At 64.4% G+C, this 16,300-nt stretch carries 16 protein-coding genes; 2 read left to right on the top strand and 14 right to left on the bottom strand.

Annotation, left to right across the window (positions count from 1 at the left end):
- Positions 1–8 precede the first annotated feature (8 nt).
- From AC0KW6_RS04035 to AC0KW6_RS03970, 14 genes are all read right to left on the bottom strand, one after another.
- Positions 9–689, bottom strand: a complete 681-nt coding sequence (locus AC0KW6_RS04035) for a Hint domain-containing protein (RefSeq protein WP_474034153.1) — start codon at positions 687–689, stop codon at positions 9–11.
- 386 nt (positions 690–1,075) lie between these two features.
- A complete protein-coding gene (locus tag AC0KW6_RS04030) occupies positions 1,076–1,630 on the bottom strand; it encodes a CvpA family protein (RefSeq protein WP_323784068.1) in 555 nt (184 codons plus the stop codon).
- A gap of 42 nt (positions 1,631–1,672) precedes the next feature.
- A complete protein-coding gene (gene radA, locus AC0KW6_RS04025) occupies positions 1,673–3,034 on the bottom strand; it encodes a DNA repair protein RadA (RefSeq protein WP_474034152.1) in 1,362 nt (453 codons plus the stop codon).
- 110 nt (positions 3,035–3,144) lie between these two features.
- The gene (locus AC0KW6_RS04020; protein WP_474034151.1) at positions 3,145–3,927 is read right to left on the bottom strand and encodes a DNA repair protein; all 783 of its coding nucleotides are present in this window, start codon (positions 3,925–3,927) and stop codon (positions 3,145–3,147) included.
- 143 nt (positions 3,928–4,070) lie between these two features.
- A complete protein-coding gene (locus tag AC0KW6_RS04015) occupies positions 4,071–4,523 on the bottom strand; it encodes a paraquat-inducible protein A (RefSeq protein WP_323784062.1) in 453 nt (150 codons plus the stop codon).
- Between the two features lie 255 nt (positions 4,524–4,778).
- Positions 4,779–5,033 carry a hypothetical protein gene (locus AC0KW6_RS04010; protein WP_474034150.1) on the bottom strand — a complete coding sequence of 85 codons (255 nt, stop codon included), beginning with the start codon at positions 5,031–5,033 and terminating at the stop codon, positions 4,779–4,781.
- A gap of 160 nt (positions 5,034–5,193) precedes the next feature.
- Entirely contained in the window at positions 5,194–5,940 is a 747-nt protein-coding gene (locus AC0KW6_RS04005; protein WP_323780383.1) for an ABC transporter ATP-binding protein, read from the bottom strand.
- Positions 5,937–6,719 (bottom strand): MlaE family ABC transporter permease, encoded by a 783-nt coding sequence (locus AC0KW6_RS04000; RefSeq protein ID WP_323780379.1) that lies wholly within the window; start codon positions 6,717–6,719, stop codon positions 5,937–5,939. The genes AC0KW6_RS04005 and AC0KW6_RS04000 overlap by 4 nt, the downstream gene beginning before the upstream one ends.
- Positions 6,716–7,753, bottom strand: a complete 1,038-nt coding sequence (gene alr / locus AC0KW6_RS03995; RefSeq protein ID WP_474034149.1) for an alanine racemase — start codon at positions 7,751–7,753, stop codon at positions 6,716–6,718. Before alr ends, AC0KW6_RS04000 begins: the two co-directional genes overlap by 4 nt.
- Positions 7,754–7,952: 199 nt before the next feature.
- The gene (locus AC0KW6_RS03990) at positions 7,953–9,473 is read right to left on the bottom strand and encodes a replicative DNA helicase (protein WP_323780373.1); all 1,521 of its coding nucleotides are present in this window, start codon (positions 9,471–9,473) and stop codon (positions 7,953–7,955) included.
- A 255-nt stretch (positions 9,474–9,728) separates the two neighbouring features.
- A complete protein-coding gene (locus AC0KW6_RS03985) occupies positions 9,729–10,409 on the bottom strand; it encodes an orotate phosphoribosyltransferase (protein ID WP_474034148.1) in 681 nt (226 codons plus the stop codon).
- 69 nt (positions 10,410–10,478) lie between these two features.
- Positions 10,479–11,522: a dihydroorotase gene (pyrC, locus tag AC0KW6_RS03980; RefSeq protein WP_474034147.1), complete on the bottom strand. Its 1,044-nt coding sequence runs from the start codon at positions 11,520–11,522 to the stop codon at positions 10,479–10,481.
- A gap of 79 nt (positions 11,523–11,601) precedes the next feature.
- Positions 11,602–12,558: a phosphoadenosine phosphosulfate reductase gene (locus tag AC0KW6_RS03975; RefSeq protein ID WP_323780366.1), complete on the bottom strand. Its 957-nt coding sequence runs from the start codon at positions 12,556–12,558 to the stop codon at positions 11,602–11,604.
- Between the two features lie 152 nt (positions 12,559–12,710).
- A complete protein-coding gene (locus AC0KW6_RS03970) occupies positions 12,711–13,775 on the bottom strand; it encodes a glycosyltransferase family 2 protein (protein ID WP_474034146.1) in 1,065 nt (354 codons plus the stop codon).
- A 256-nt stretch (positions 13,776–14,031) separates the two neighbouring features.
- On the opposite strand from AC0KW6_RS03970, the gene AC0KW6_RS03965 reads away from it, so the two are divergent.
- Both AC0KW6_RS03965 and AC0KW6_RS03960 read left to right on the top strand, forming a co-directional pair.
- Positions 14,032–14,940 carry an AAA family ATPase gene (locus AC0KW6_RS03965; protein ID WP_323780361.1) on the top strand — a complete coding sequence of 303 codons (909 nt, stop codon included), beginning with the start codon at positions 14,032–14,034 and terminating at the stop codon, positions 14,938–14,940.
- Between the two features lie 96 nt (positions 14,941–15,036).
- Positions 15,037–16,299 (top strand): vWA domain-containing protein, encoded by a 1,263-nt coding sequence (locus tag AC0KW6_RS03960; RefSeq protein WP_474034145.1) that lies wholly within the window; start codon positions 15,037–15,039, stop codon positions 16,297–16,299.
- Position 16,300 lies beyond the last annotated feature (1 nt).

The following is a 16,300-nucleotide window of genomic DNA, read 5'->3' as shown; positions in this document are numbered from 1 at the left end:
GCCGGGGATCAGGCCGCCAGAATGCGGTCCAGCAGGTTGTCCAGCGGGCTGGGCAGGCGGGCGTCGGTGCCGCCCATGCCGGTTGCGGCCAGGGCACGGCCTTCATCGCTGGCCAGAACCTGGCGGGTTTCGGTCAGCGACAGCTGATGAAAGGCCGAGTCTTCAGCAACATCGCCTGCGGGCATCAGCATGCCGCTTTCGGCCCAAACCAGCTCTTCTTCTTCAAATTCGAAATGGATGCGGCCCAGGCGTTCCGGCGCGGCGGCGGAAATGCCCTTGTAGCCGGTCAGCGCAATCAGCTTGGCGACCACAACCGGCAGGCCGAACAGGCGCTCGGCGGTGTCCATCTCCAGCGCCACTTTCTGGTCCGAAGGCAGCATCAGGTCGGTGTCGTTGCCCAAAGCACCGGCCGGGACATGCAGGCATGTGGTCAGGCGCGGCACCGCGTGGCGCACCGCCTTCACTTCCTGGGCACCGCCGTCAAAGGTGAACACCATGTCGCCGGGTTTCACGTCGCGGGCCTGCTTAAAGCCTGCTTCGGTCTCAACCAGGGTCGCAGGCAGAAAGCCGCCGCTGCGGACACGGGCGCGTTTCGCAGCCGGCTTCGGGCTTTGCGGCAGGGGATTGGTCAGCAGCAGCACATCAACCGGCTGGCAGTCGGCGAAATCTGTGGTGTGATCCAGCTGCATGTTCGTGTCCCTTCTGAGCGTCTTAGCCCGGCGTTTTGCCGTTGAAGCCATCAGGCCCCCGAATTGGGACCAAATTGGGGCGGGCTTGCGTCCCATTTCGGGATGGCGCGATTTTTTCGGGACAAAAACCGCGTTTTCAGGCGGATTGTTAACCCTTTGACGGGGCAGGCTGAGGATTTGTTAAGATTTACCGCAGGTTTGACGATCCGGATATTCGCCGCTCTGCAGGTGATTCCATATGGTTAACAAAGCGTTAACCGAAATTTATCTCGTTAACCATCGGGCCCGGCTGCTTGTGGATAACTGTGTGAACGCTTTGAATTCAAAGCAAAACGGGCGCCCGTCAGGCGCCCGTGTTTCTGGCTTAAGGTGGTAACCCTTAGGTATTACTGGCCGCAGGAGCCGATCAGCGCTTCATATTGCGTGGTGACCCAGCCCAAGGCCTGCTCCGGGTTGCGTTCCTCAATCTTGCCGATCAGGCGCTCGAACACTTCGGCCGAGCGGCTTTCGTCAACAATTGTAAAGCTCTGCCCGGTCATCACCACATTGTAGAGGAAGAAGGCGATTGCCACCAAAAGAATGCCGCGCAAGACGCCAAAGAAGAAACCCGTGCCCTGATCCAGCCCGCCAAGCGCGGAGCGCTGCACCAGGGTGGAAAACAGCGGCGTGAAAAACGAGACCACGATCAGCGCCAGTGCAAACACGGCCGCAAAGGCCGCAATGATCGACAATTCGCAGCTGTCGGCGATGAATTCGCCGATCACCGGGATCTCTGCCATCAGGGGTTCGACCTGCGGCGCAAAGATAAAGGCGAGCACGCCCGCGGCGATCCAGCCTGCGATGGCCATCGCCTCGCGCACCAGGCCGCGCGAATAGGCCAGCAGCGCCGATACCACGATGACCAGGGCCACGACCCCGTCGATGATTGTGAAACCTTCCATGTCCCTCGCCCGTTTGCCTGCGATATCAAATTTTTTGCGACCTTAGCCGGCCCCGAAGAATTCGCCAACAAAACCGGCCAGATCGCCGGACTTTCTCAAGTTCAGGCCGGTCACCGGCACGGTTTTGCTGCCGCCAGGGGCAATTGCCGCCGTGAAACCAAGTTTTTGCGCCTCTTTCAACCGGTTTTCGGTCTGCGGGGCAGGCCGGAGCGCCCCGGATAGCGAAATTTCTCCGAAAATCACCGTATCGGCGGGCAAAGCCACGTCTTCGCGCGCACTCAGCAGCGCCGCAGCCACCGCAAGGTCTGCCGCAGGTTCCGAGATCTTCATGCCGCCCGCCACGTTCAGATAGACATCCAATCCGGCAAACGGAATGCCGCAGCGCGCTTCCAAAACCGCCAGGATCATCGCCAGACGGGATGAATCCCAGCCCACAACAGCCCGGCGCGGCTGCGAATGCGGCGAGGGCGCAATCAGCGCCTGCATTTCGACCAGCACCGGGCGGGTACCCTCGATGCCGGCAAACACCACCGACCCGGGCGACGGTTCGCCGCGTTCGGACAGGAACAGCGCCGAAGGATTGATGACTTCAGCCAGCCCGCCGCCGGTCATCTCGAACACGCCGATCTCATCCGCCGGGCCGAACCGGTTTTTGACCGCCCGCAGAATGCGGAACTGATGGCCGCGCTCACCTTCGAAATACAGCACCGTGTCGACCATATGCTCGACCACCCGGGGACCTGCGATCTGGCCGTCCTTGGTGACATGGCCGACCATGATGATCGACACCCCGTTGCGCTTGGCAAAGGTTGTCAGCTCATGCGCCGCCGCGCGCACCTGGCTGACCGACCCCGGCGCGCTGTCCACGTGATCGGCCCACATGGTCTGGATGGAATCGATAATCGCCAGCTTCGGCCTCTCTGCTTCCAATGTGGTCAGGATATCGCGCAGGTTGGTCTCCGCCGCCAGCTGCACCGGCGCATCCGCCAGCCCCAGCCGCTGCGCCCGCATTCTGACCTGGGCCGAGGCCTCTTCGCCGCTGACATAGATGGTCTTGACCCCGGACTGGGCAAACCGCGCTGCCGCCTGCAGCAGCAGCGTGGATTTACCGATGCCGGGATCGCCGCCCACCAGAATGGCCGAGGCCGCCACCAGCCCGCCGCCCAGCACCCGGTCCAGCTCTCCGACGCCGCAGCAGCTGCGCGGCGGCGGGGTTTCCCGTGTCGCCAGATCGGTCAGCGGGATGGTGCGCCCGCGCTTGACGCCCAGCGACTTTTTCGAGGGGCCGGAGCTCAGCCCCTTGTCCTCGGAAATCGTGTTCCATTCGCCGCAGCCCTCGCAGCGGCCAGACCATTTTGAAAAGCTCGCGCCGCAGGCCGAGCAGGAGAAAGATGTTTTAGCCATGCCAGATCAGTGGCAGACGTTTCCGTTTTGTTCAAGAGGCTGCGAACCGGGACACGCCCCTGGGGCAGGTTACCGCGGCAGACGCGAGACTCTGCCGCGCGCTCCGGGTATCAATCCGCGCGGCGGGGCGGCTGGATCGGCACCACGCTGCCGGGTTGCGGATCGGTCCCGTCTGGCAGGCCCTGCAATTGCGCCGACAGTTCCGGCAGCAATTCGAACAGCTCGCCGCGCAGCCGCCCCAGATGCGATTTGGCGATGCTTTCTTCGATCTCCACATCGCGGGTCCATTGGCGCAGCTCATGCATGATGATCCGGGCATCCTCCAGCCGCGCCTTGAAGGTTTCCAGCTCCTCCTGGCGCTGCCGCAGAAACAGCCGGGCGCGGGCGACCTTGGCGTCAGAATATGTTTCTGCCAGCTCATGGCTGACCTGGCTCATCTGCGACGCCACTTCCAGCACCTGCGGCTCCAGCCCAGCCAGATCAGGGTGCGACCGCAGAAAGGCCAGCCGCTCCTTCACCGCGTCGAATTCGGAGGCCAGGGTAAAGCTTCCGGCACGGTCGGCGGCATGGGCCAGTTGGTAGGCCTGCAGCACATCCTCCATCTGCAGGGAAAACCGCCGGTGCGAATTCTCCAGCGCCAGGATGCGGCCGCTGGCAGGCAGGAAAAAGGCCAGCATCACCGCCAGCGCCGTCAGGATGATTTGCGCTGCCATCCCGGCCTGGGGATGGATTTCGGCGCCGATCCCGGCCTGCAGGCTCAGCCAGGGCCAGAGGCCCGCGGCCGACATTCCGGTGGCCGCCAGCGCCGCCAGAGCGCCGCCGCAGATCAGCAGGAACGTCAGCCGCATGAAGGCGGTTTGGGCAGTGAACAGGATCGATTGAACGCCGGACATAGGTCCCCCTCCAGCAGCAATGCAACAGATGCAGGGCAGGCGGGCTGCGGGGGACACCCGTCAATCGGGTACAGCGTGCCGGACCCCTGCGATACAGGTGTTCGGCCCTACAAAATGGAGCGGTTCAGCGCCGGATCAAGCTTTCACCCCGGTGTTTTCCCAATCTTTGCAGAGCGTTCCGTCAGCAGCCCCAACGCCAGCGAGGCCAGAATGCAGGCGGTGAACAGATACAGGCCCCAGGCGGTTTCGATGGTGCCCAGCCCGATTCCCTTGGCAAGCGTGATGTAAAGCGCGATCAGAAAAATGTCGGCCATCGCCAGCTTGCCCAGCACATGCAGCACCGGCTGCACCTTGGTGTCCAAGAGATTCCACTGCACCAGCGCCAGGCCGATGGTCTTGAGGTAGGGGGCAAAGATCGCAAAGAAGGTGACAATCAGCGCCAGCGCCGCGTCACTGCCCCAAAGGCTCTGCAGGCCCGTAATCACTGAAATCTCGCTGAGGCCGAAGATCGGCAGCAGCCCCGCCCGCATCAGCGGCGCAAACCAGGCGACGGGGTAGAGGATCAGCAGCGACAGGGTGAGAAGGCGGAGGATCATGGCGGCTCGTTTGTGCAGTTCCGCCAAGACTTGTGCCTTTCGCGCCGGATTTGAAAGGGGGAAAACGCTGCGAACATCCAGCAGCCGGGCCGATTGCGGCCCGGCCAGCGCCTGTCCGCCCCCATGGGCGGGCGCTACGCTTCCGCCCGCGGACAGGCGCTGGCCTTGTATTGGATGCCTCCGGCGGGAGTATTTGGGCAAAGGTGAAATAGGGCGGAAGATCCTGTAGATCAGCCAGATTTTGCGATGCTGTCTTCACAGATACTCTTCGTTGCGCTGGACATCGCACTGAAGGTGATAGGCAGGGGATGCTAGGAGCATGAATACAGTTGCATCGCTCAGCAATGGGCGCAGCCGGCTGCGGAATGCCTGGACCAGCCAGTCTATCATGGTGCTAAGAAACAGGAGTATGAACACCAATGTGTTCAGCTTCTGCGGAAGCAGCTGCTTGCTGAACTGCGGTGAAATCCAATGTGCCGCCAGCAGCACTGCCCACAGAACCGCGGACACGATGCCGGCTGCAATACGCGGCGAGGCCTGGCCCCTCAGCCAGCAATGCAAGTCCTGCAGCTATGGGCAGAGCGAGCAGAATACAGGTGCTGGCAACGGCATACGGGTTCTGCGCAGACCCAAGAAGATCATAAAGAGGAACACAATCTTCGGTCATGCCTCACCGAACCGCCTCGATCGGCCCCTCCGCGCGGCCGTGGATGAATTGCTCCATGTAGGGATCGCCCGAGGCGTCCATCTCGGCCACCGGGCCGGTCCACTGGATCACCCCGCCGTGCAGCATCGCCACATTGTCGGCAATTGCGCGGACCGAGGACATGTCGTGGGTGATGGTCATCGCGGTGGCGCCCATCTCCACCACGATCTCGCGGATCAGGTCGTTGATGACGCCGGACATGATCGGGTCCAGACCCGTCGTCGGCTCGTCGAAAAAGATGATCTCGGGCTCTGCTGCAATCGCCCGGGCCAGCCCCACCCGTTTCTGCATGCCGCCGGACAGCTCCGCAGGCAGGAGGTCGGCGACATTCGCCTTCAGGCCCACCCGGCGCAGTTTTTCAATGGCGATCCCGCGCGCTTCCTCAGCCGGGCGCTTCAACGCGCCGCGCAGCAGGCGGAAGGCCACATTCTGCCAGACCGGCAGGCTGTCAAACAGCGCGCCGCCCTGAAACAGCATGCCGAACCGCGCCAGGAACTTGTCGCGGTCGCCGGATCCGGACGGCCTGCCATCGACATAGATCTCGCCGCTGTCCGGCGTGATCAGGCCCAGCACGCTTTTCAGCGCCACCGATTTGCCGGTGCCGGAGCCGCCGATGATCACCATCGATGTGCCCTTGGGGACTTCCAGGTTCAGCCCGTTCAGCACCGCGTTGTCACCAAAGGCCTTGTGGACGTTTTCCATGCGGATCATAGCGAGAAAAACACCCCCGTCAGAACGAAATTGGCGGCCAGGATCAGCACCGCAGCGGATTCGACCGAACCCTTGGTGGCGCGGCCCACGCCCTGCGCGCCGCGGCCCGATTGCATGCCGTAATAGCAGCCCATCATCGCCGCAATGGTGCCGAATGCGGCGCCTTTGGTCAGCGACGAGATGATGTCCAGAGGTTCCAGGAAGTCGACGGTGTTCTTCAGGTAGGCCGCGGCGTTGAAGCCGAGGTTCTGCACCGCCACGGTATAACCGCCCATGATGCCGATGATGTCGCCGACACCGACCAGCACCGGCACGGTGATCAGCGCCGCCAGCACGCGGGGGGCGACCAGGTATTTCATCGGGTGGGTCGACAGCGTCACCAGCGCGTCGATCTGCTCGGTCACTTTCATGGTGGCGATTTCCGCCGCAATCGACGACGTCACCCGCGCCGCAATCATCAGCCCGACCAGCACCGGGCCCAATTCGCGCACCATGCCGATGGCAACGATCTGCGGCACCACGGCTTCGGCGTTGAAACGGGCGCCGCCCGCATAGATCTGCAGCGCCAGCGCGCCGCCGGTGAAAATCGCGGTCAGCCCCACAACCGGCAGCGACAGCCAGCCGATGTTCAGCAGCGCCTGCAGGAATTCACGCGGGTAATAGGGCGGGCGGACCATATGGCTGAAGGCCCGCAGCGCAAACAGCGCCGCGCGGCCAACCGCGGCCAGCGACGCCAGCGCGGTGCGGCCCAGCCGGGCCAGGAGTGCCACCGGGTTCATCCCTGATAGGTCCGTGCGTAGCGGTGGCCGGTTGCGGTCAGGATCTCATAGCCGATAGTGCCGGCCGCATCGGCCAGGGTATCGACGGTCTGCTGTTCATTGAGAATCGCCAGCGTCTCCGGCACCTCCGCCAGATCCGTCACATCCACGGTGATCAGATCCATCGAGATCCGGCCCACGACGGGGCAGGCGGTGCGGCCTGCAAAGACCTGGATGCCGCCATTGCCCATCGCCCGGTGCAGGCCGTCGGCATAGCCCGCGGCCACCGTGGCAATGCGGCTGGGGCGCTTGGCGGTCCAGGTGTTGCCATAACCGGCAGTCTCGCCCGGTTCCAGATCGCGCAGTTGAATCACCGGCAGGTCCAGCTGCACCACCGGCAGCGCGTCCTGGAACGGCAGCCCGCCGTAAATCCCGATACCGGGGCGGCAGAGATCAAAATGATAATCCGGCCCCAGCAGCATGCCGCCGGTCGCCGCCAGCGAGCGGGGGATCTCCAGCCCGTCGGTCATATCGCGGAAACTCTGCAACTGCCGGGCGTTCATCGCGTGGCCCGGTTCATCGGCGCAGGCCAGATGCGACATCAGCAGAACCGGGTTCTGGCCCAGGGCGATCTCGGCCACGGCCGCCCATTCGCCGTGCTCCATCCCCAGCCGGTTCATGCCGCTGTCCAGCTGCACCCCGAACGGATGCCCCGGCAGTGTTTCAAAGTGGCGCAGCATCTGGTCCAGCGAGTTCAGCATCGGCGTCAGCTGGAAATCCTTCAGCAGCTTGGTGTCGCCCTCCATATGGCCGGAAAACACCGAGATGCCGGGGCCGGGCCCCAGCGCACGGCGCAGCGCGCCGCCTTCCTCGGCCGCCGCCACAAAGAAATTGCGCGCACCGGCCCTGGCCAGCGCCTTGCCGACGCGGCCCGCATCCAGGCCGTATCCATTCGCCTTGACCACGGCTGCGGTTTCGCAGCCGGTCAGCGCATCCAGATTCCGCCAGTTGGTGACCAGCGCATCCAGGTTGATTGTCAATCTTGCCGTGCTCATGCGGTGTTCATGACATGGGGCACGCGCAGGTCAAGTGGGAAAAACCGGAATGGCGGCGGAGGCTTGCCTGCAGGAAACAAATAAGCCCGGTCCAGCGGGGGGGGGGGGGCTGGACCGGGCCGGTGCCGGGGCGCTGACGGTCACGCGGACTGCCAGGCCCTGGCACGGTCATCCTGATTGCGGCCGCAACCGGCCGGGATCAATAGTCTTCCTGCCCCTGCTGCCAGGATTTGGCCAGGTTGCCAAAGCGGGTGAACTGCGCCTCGAACGACAGCTCCACCGTGCCGATCGGGCCGTGGCGCTGCTTGCCGACGATCACCTCGGCCTTGGCGTGCAGCCGTTCCATCGCCTGCTTCCACTCTTCCATCTTGTCCAGCTCGTGGTCGCCGGGCTTTTCCCGCTCCTTGTAGTATTCCTCGCGGAACACGAACATCACCACGTCGGCGTCCTGCTCAATCGAGCCGGATTCCCGCAGGTCGGACAGCTGCGGCCGTTTGTCGTCACGGTTTTCCACCTGCCGCGACAGCTGCGACAGTGCGATGACAGGTATGTTCAGCTCCTTGGCAATCGCCTTCATCCCCATCGAGATTTCGGCAATCTCGTTGACCCGGTTGTCGGCCATGCCGCGGCACAGCTGCAGATAGTCGATCACCAGCAGGTCCAGCCCGTGGGTCCGCTTCAGCCGCCGCGCCCGTGCGGCCAGCTGCGAAATCGGGATTGCAGGCGTGTCGTCGATGAACAGCGGGCAGCTTTCCAGATCCTTGGCCGCCTGCACAAAGCGGCGGAATTCGCCCTCGGTCATGTCGCCCTGGCGGATCTTGTGCGAGGAGATTTCCGACGCTTCCGCCAGAATACGCCCGGCCAGCTGTTCGGCGCTCATCTCGAGGCTGAAGAAGCCGACCACGCCGCCGTCCAGCGCGCCTTCGCTGCCGTCGGGTTTCACCCCGCGTTTATAGGCCTTGGCGACGTTGAAGGCAATGTTGGTCGCCAGCGACGTCTTCCCCATAGAAGGGCGGCCCGCAAGGATCAGAAGGTCCGAGGGATGCAGGCCGCCAAGTTGCTTGTCGAGGTCCATCAGGCCCGTCGAGATGCCGGCCATGCCGCCACCCCGCTGATACGCCTCGTTGGTCACATTAACCGCTTCTGTGACGGCTTTCAGGAACGACTTGAAACCGCTCTCCGTCTGGCCCTGTTCGGCCAGCTGATACAGCGACTGCTCCGCCTCGACGATCTGCTCTTTTGGTTCCGACGCCACGTCGACGCGGCGCGCCTTTTCCGCAATGCTCTGGCCCAGGGCGATCAGTTCGCGCCGGATCGCCAGGTCGTAAATCATCTGCGCATAGTCCCGCACCGCAAAGGCCGAGATCGACGCGCCGGCAAGCTTGGCCAGATAGGCCGGCCCGCCCAGTTCCTTCAGCCCCTCATGGTCTTCCAGAAACGCCTTCAGCGTCACCGGCGAGGCCAGCGCGTTCTTGGAAATCCGCGCCGCCGCCACCTCATAGATCCGGGCATGCACCGGATCGTAGAAATGCGACGAGTCGATGATCAGCGCGATCTTGTCGTAGACCTCGTTGTTGGTCAGGATCGCCCCCAGCAGCTGCTGTTCCGCCTCGACCGAATGCGGCAGCTCATTGTCCGGCATTGCGTTCTGCGGCGCGGCGGGGTCCGGCATCGGCGCCGGAGGGGGCATATCGCCGTCAAAGGGAGTAATCTCGTTCATCACTGCTCTCGTCGTTTGGCCGCCTTATAGGGCGCCGGGGGCGGTTCTCCTATCTGGGAATCTCTGTGGATCCCTTGTGGATATCCGCACCGGGCCTGTGGGCTTTTTATCGGAAAGGGCCAGCAAGCCTGTCCTATGCAGGCTACATGATGCGGGGCGTCTTGAATAGACCCCTATATCTGCGTACCGGCCAGGGCGGAAATGCGATTCGGGGCAGCCTTGTCCACAGGCTGCCCGGTACCGCTTGCCGCAGGGTCAGGCGGATTTATGCGCGTCCTGCCAGGCGCGGGGATCCTTCAGGAAGGTCTCCACCTCATCCAGCGTCTCGGTGCTGAAGGCACCCTGGGCGCGGGCTTCGGCCAGCACATCCCACCAGGTGCAGAGATAATGCAGCTCGACCCCGTGGTCGCCCAGCGTCTTGGTGGTTTCGGGAAAGATGTCGTAATAGAAAATCACCGCCGTGTGGCCGCAGCTGGCGCCGGTTTCGCGGATCGCATCGACGAACGACAGTTTCGAGCCGCCATCGGTGGTCAGGTCCTCGACCAGCAGCACCCGCTCGCCGTCGCTCATTGCGCCCTCGATACGGGCATTGCGGCCATAGCCTTTGGGCTTCTTGCGCACATAGGTCATCGGCAGCGCCAGACGTTCGGCCACCAGCGCGGCAAAGGGGATGCCTGCGGTCTCGCCGCCGGCGATATTGTCAAACGCCTCGAACCCGGCATTGCGCATCACGGTGACAGTCATGAAATCCATCAGCGTCGAGCGGATGCGCGGAAAGGAGATCAGCTTGCGGCAGTCGATATAGCTCGGCGAGGGCAGGCCGGAGGCCAGCGTATAGGGCGTTTCGGTATTAAAGTTCACCGCGCCGATTTCCAGCAGCATCCGGGCCGACAGGCGGGCGATTTCTTCTTGGGACGGGTAGGAGGAGGGGATCATGATCGGGTCCTTTCTGGTGCCGGGGAAACTGGCATTTTCCCGGCAATTTTCGTCTAGGAAATTTGTGTCTTACGCGCCGGCAGCCCAGTACACGGCAAAGCCCGGATCAAACACCGTCACCGGCCCGTCGGCGCTGTCGATCTTCTCCGGGAAATCCACAGCGGTGCCGGATTTGCGCAGCGTCAGGCGCTCGCTGCTGACCGGCAACCCATAGAACGCAGGCCCGTTTTCCGAGGCAAAGCCCGCCAGCTTGTCCAGCGCGCCCTCCTCCTCGAACACATGCGCCAGCAGGGACATGGTGTTGGTTGCGGTGAAACAGCCGGCACAGCCGCAGGCGCTTTCCTTGTTCGGGTCGGTATGCGGCGCGGAATCGGTGCCCAGAAAGAACCGCGCATCGCCCGAGGTGGCCGCCGCGCGCAAGGCCAGCCGGTGCTCTTCGCGCTTGGCGACGGGCAGGCAGTAGTAGTGCGGCTTGATGCCGCCGACCAGGATGTGGTTGCGGTTGATGATCAGATGATGGGTGGTGATCGTCGCGCCCAGGCCGGCGGAATTGGATTTCACATAATCGACCCCGTTTTTGGTGGTGATATGCTCCATCACCACACGCAGGCCGGGGGTGGATTTGCGGATCGGGTCCAGCACCCGGTCGATGAACACCGCCTCGCGGTCGAAAATGTCGATCTCCGCATCCGTCACTTCGCCGTGCACGCACAGCGGCAGGCCGATCTCGGCCATCTTTTCCAGCACGCCGCGCACCTTGTTGAAATCGCTGACGCCCGAGGCCGAATTGGTGGTGGCGCCGGCGGGGTAGAGCTTCACCGCCTTGACCAGCCCGCTGGCATGCGCCGCGGCGACATCCGCCGGGTCGGTGTCCTCGGTCAGATAAAGCGTCATCAAGGGCTCGAACGCCATGCCTTCGGGCAGCGCGGCCAGAATCCGGCCGCGGTAGGCGGCGGCCTGGGCGCCGGTCACCACCGGCGGCACCAGGTTCGGCATGATGATGGCGCGGCCGAAATGTCGGGCGGTTTCGGGCAGCACGGCTTCCAGCATGGCGCCATCGCGCAGATGCAGATGCCAGTCGTCGGGGCGGGGGATGGTCAGCGTCTCGGTCATGCGCCCGCGTTAGCACAGCAGCGGGCGGAAAAGAAGCGGCTGTATGCGGCCGCAGCCCCCAAGCAAAGCCAGGGGCTGCTCAGCGCTTGGACGGAAAGGTGAACTCGCCGTCTCCGGCACGCTTTTCCATCTCTTGCAGGCGGCGGCGGAACCGCGGCGCCCGCATCCGTTCGGTCACGTTGCGGCACAGCAGCGCGATCAGATAGGCCCGGTCTTCCCGCTCCAGCCGCCCCAGCAGGTTGCGCAGGAAATAGGAGTTGTTGCGGCGGCTGCGGAACAGCTTGTGGAAGGCGCCGGCGCTCAGCTTGCGGCTGCCGGCCAGCGACAGGATGTGATACAGCATCTCCATCTCGATCAGCCGGGATTGCACCGCATCGCCCAGGTGCGGCACCCGCAGACGGGTCACGTTCTTGCGCGCAAACAGCGCGGCATGCATGGCGTCCAGGCGTTCCCGCGGGTCATAGATCACATAGGCCTGATCGGCGGCGTCCAGCATATCGGGCGCATAGCCATAGCGGTCGGTGAAGGACAGGCGCCGCATTTCGGCAAAGCGGTCATCCCATTCGGTCATCCGCGGGTCCAGCGTCGCCTGCGGCTGCACCGCAACCACCACCGCCCCCGGCGCAGCCACCGAAAAGGCCGCCGCCGCATAGCCGCAGGGGCCTGCGCCGTAAAAGATCACATTGTCGAACTCGTCAAAGAACCCGTCGTCGATCAGCTGGTCGAAAAACCCGTAGATGCGGCCGTCGCGGAACCAGGTGTCGCCGTCCGACACCACGCACATATGCGACCAGCCCAGGTTCTTCACCAGATCAAACCCCAAAGGCTGGGCCTGGTCCGACAGGTTGTGAATGCCCTGCATGGTCTCAAATGTCACCAGAAGCGTATTGCCCTGATCGATGAAAGTGGCGAAATGCTTGTCGCCCAGCGGCTGGTACATGCCATGCTCTTCGGCCAGCGCCGCCATCCGGGCCTTCCACTGGGCCGGCTTCAGCCCGGAAAGGTCTTCCTCCAGATTTTCAAGTCCGTCCTGCATGCCTGCCATCCTCTGCGCCCTCCCCATAGGTCCGGGCCTGCTGTTTGGATTTAGATTTAAGTGACAATTAAGGCCAAAATTGGAAAAACCCATGCCTGAATAAGGCGGCCCGGGGTCCTTTCGGCGGCCATTATCCGGGGGGGCATCAGGGGTCAGCTGCCGTCCTCCTCCGGCGGCGGAGCGGCTTGATCCGGAATGGCGAAACTGCGCAGCAGATTGGCAGCGGCCGGGCTTATCGGACGGGCTGGGGGTGTCATCAGCAGCCGCGCGAACAGCGCCCGATAGGGTTCCTGTGTCATCAGCCCGGCAAACCGGGCCCGGCGCCAGGCCACGGCGCGGCTGTGCAGCCGCGCCAGCTCCGGGTCCTCCATCAGCGCGGCCCGCAGATCCGCAGTTGCCGGGCCGTAACGGGCGATCGAACTATCCTCGGCGCTGCAATAATTCCGCTCGACCCAGTAATCCATGCCCAGCTCCGCCTGCCGGTTGACCCGGCCGCGGTCGGCCTTCAGCACATAGCTTTCCATCGCCCCCAGCGGGTAATGGTTCAGCTGCGCCAGCCGCCCGTTGGGCTGGCCGTAATTGGAAAACAGCCGCTTGGTCTTGAACGCCTTGCCCAGTTCGCGGCCTTCGCAATCATACCAGCGGAAGCTGTCCAGCCGCGCCGTGCTGCCGGTATCCCGGGGCCGGTGCACACCGCATTTCCGGTAGGTGCCGTCATTGCGGTACAGCGTCTTGAACATCACCGCCCGCCACGGCCAGTGAATGACCTCCGGCGCGCAGCGGGTGAATTGCGCGGTCACCGGCGCATCCTGGTAGCGCACCGCGCCGGCGTTGCCGAACAGCCGCCAGGTCAGCGTCACCGCATCCGCCTCGGGCAGCGCCGCCAGCAGATCCGCCACTTTGCCGCCGCCGGTCTTGATGCAGACAAATTCGTCGATATCCAGCACCAGCACCCAATCGGCCTGTTTCATCAGCGGATGCCGGTCTGCCTGCTTCAATGCGGTGAACTGAATGCCGCCCTTGTCATAGGGGCCTTCATTGCGGACATGGACCAGCTGGCCCCGGTCCTGCAAATGGTCCAGCATCCGATCGGTGCCGTCCTGGCAATCGTTTGAAAACACCAGGAAATCGGTGAAACCCGCAACCCGGTGATGGGCCAGCCATTCCAGCAGGAACGCGGCCTCATTGCGCACGCAAAGGACGGCCAGAACCCGCATCCCCTAGCGCCTCTGGTCCCGGCCGCCCGGGCCGGCATGTTTGCGAAAAACGCGGTGCATGGCTGGCGTTCCTGTCTCTGTCCCTTTGCCCTGGCCGTCTGCAGGGCCGTCCCGTGGCAGTTTTACCCGGCAGGCCCGGTTATACAACCGCCCCCGTCAGCCCCGCCGCCGCCCCGCCGCCGCAGCGTCGCCGCAGCCTGCGGCTTGACCGATGCCGCTCCGCATGGCCTGTTGGCCGGGCAAGGGGAGGCACAACATGCAGCAGGCGCAATCCATCGATCAGGTCCAGCACATGCTGTCGGAGCAGGGCTATGTCTGCGGCAGGTCCCTGGCCACTGTGGTGTTCCTGTCGCTGAAACTGGGCCGCCCGCTGTTCCTTGAGGGCGAGGCCGGCACCGGCAAGACCGAGATCGCCAAGGCGCTGGCCGCCAGCCTCGGCCGCCGCCTGATCCGGCTGCAATGCTACGAGGGGCTGGACGCCGCCAGCGCGGTCTATGAATGGAACTTCGCCGCCCAGATGGTCGCCATCCGCACCGCCGAGGCCGCAGGCAGCGCCGAACGCGCCGCCCTGCAGGCGGAACTTTTCTCTGCCGATTACCTGATCGAACGCCCGCTGCTGCAGGCGATGCGCCCGGATGAGCACGGCGCGCCGGTGCTGCTGATCGACGAGCTGGACCGCACCGATGAACCGTTCGAAGCCTTCCTGCTGGAGGCGCTCAGCGATTTCCAGGTCACCATCCCCGAGCTTGGCACCATCCAGGCGCCGGAGCCGCCGATTGTCATCCTTACCTCCAACCGCACCCGCGAGGTGCATGACGCCCTGAAACGCCGTTGCCTGTACCACTGGGTCGACTACCCCGACTTCGACCGTGAAGTCGAAATCCTCAACGCCCGCGCACCCCGGGCCAGCGCGCAGCTCAGCCGCGAGATTGTCGCCTTCGTGCAATCCCTGCGCACCGAGGATCTGTTCAAGAAACCGGGCGTGGCCGAGACCATCGACTGGGCCAATTGCCTTCTGGCGCTTGACGTGATTGCCCTCAGCCCCGCGGTGATCGCCGACACCCTCGGCGCAATCCTGAAATACCAGGACGACATTGCCCGGCTGCACGGCTCCGAGGCCAAGCGCATTCTGGATCAGGCCAAGGCCGGCCTGGATGCTGCCTGATGCGTCATCTTTCCCGAAATACTCCGGAGGAGGCCCGCAAGGGCCGGGGGCAGCGCCCCCCGAACGCTCGCCCCGGCACGCGCCCCCGGAACGCTGATGCCTGACACCGCGCCGCTCACCCTGCCGGAGGACCCCAAGCTGGTCCGCAACATCACCCATTTCGCCCGCGCCCTGCGCAAGGCGGGTCTTCCCATCGGCCCCGGCCGGGTGCTGGACGCGGTGGCGGCGGTGGCGGCCGCAGGCTTCACCAGCCGCGCGGATTTCTATTGGGCCCTGCACGCCTGCTTTGTCGCCAAGCCCGAACAGCGGGTGGTCTTTGCCCAGGTCTTCCGCCTGTTCTGGCGCGACCCCAGATACCTCGAGCAGATGATGGCCGCGATGCTGCCTGCGATTCGCGGCGTGCAGCAGGAGCGCAGCGCCAAACCCGCCGAAAAACGCGCAGCCGAGGCGCTGCTGGACGGCATCCAGGACCAGCCGGAGACACCGGACAGTGATGAGGAGGGCACCGAGGTTGAAATCGACAGCACCCTCACCATGTCGGCGGAGGAACGGCTCAGAACCCTCGATTTCGAACAGATGAGCACGGCTGAGACGGCCGCCGCCAAACGCCTTCTTGCCCAGCTCACCCTGCCGGTTCAGCCGATCCAGTCGCGCCGCCTGATGGCCGCGCCGCGGGGGACACGTCCCGACTGGCGCCGCACCTTGCGCAACGCAGCCCGCCAGGGCGGCGACCTGCAGCAGATCGCCCGCGTCAGGCGCCGCATCCGCTGGCCCAATCTGGTGGTGCTCTGCGACATCTCCGGTTCGATGAGCCAGTACAGCCGAATCATCCTGCATTTCCTGCATGCCGCCGCCAACGCCCAGGAAAATGCCGGGGGCCGGGGCTGGGCCAGGGTGCATGGCTTCACCTTCGGCACCCGGCTCACCAATATCACCCGCCATCTGCATCAGCGCGACGTCGATGCCGCCCTGGCCGCGGCCGGCGCCGAGGCGCAGGATTGGGAGGGCGGCACCCGGATCGGCGACTGCCTGCATGCCTTCAACCGCGACTGGTCGCGCCGCGTCATGGGGCAGGGCGCGGTGGTGCTGCTGATCACCGACGGGCTTGATCGCGGCGATCCCGAAGGATTGGCGCGCGAAATGCAGCGGCTGCAGCTTTCGTCGCGCCGCCTGATCTGGCTCAACCCTTTGCTGCGCTGGGACGGTTTTGCCCCCAAGGCGCAAGGCATACGCGCCATGCTGCCCTATGCCGACAGCTTCCGCGCGGGCCATTCCATCGCTTCACTGCAGGATCTGGCGCAGGTGATATCCAACCCCTCGGATGCGGGGGAAAAGGCGCGGCTGATGGCGCTGCTCTAAG

It is taken from the genome of Leisingera sp. SA215 (assembly GCF_055902035.1).
The sequence above is the reverse complement of the archived record's forward strand: the minus strand, read 5'-3'. Positions and strand labels throughout refer to the sequence as shown.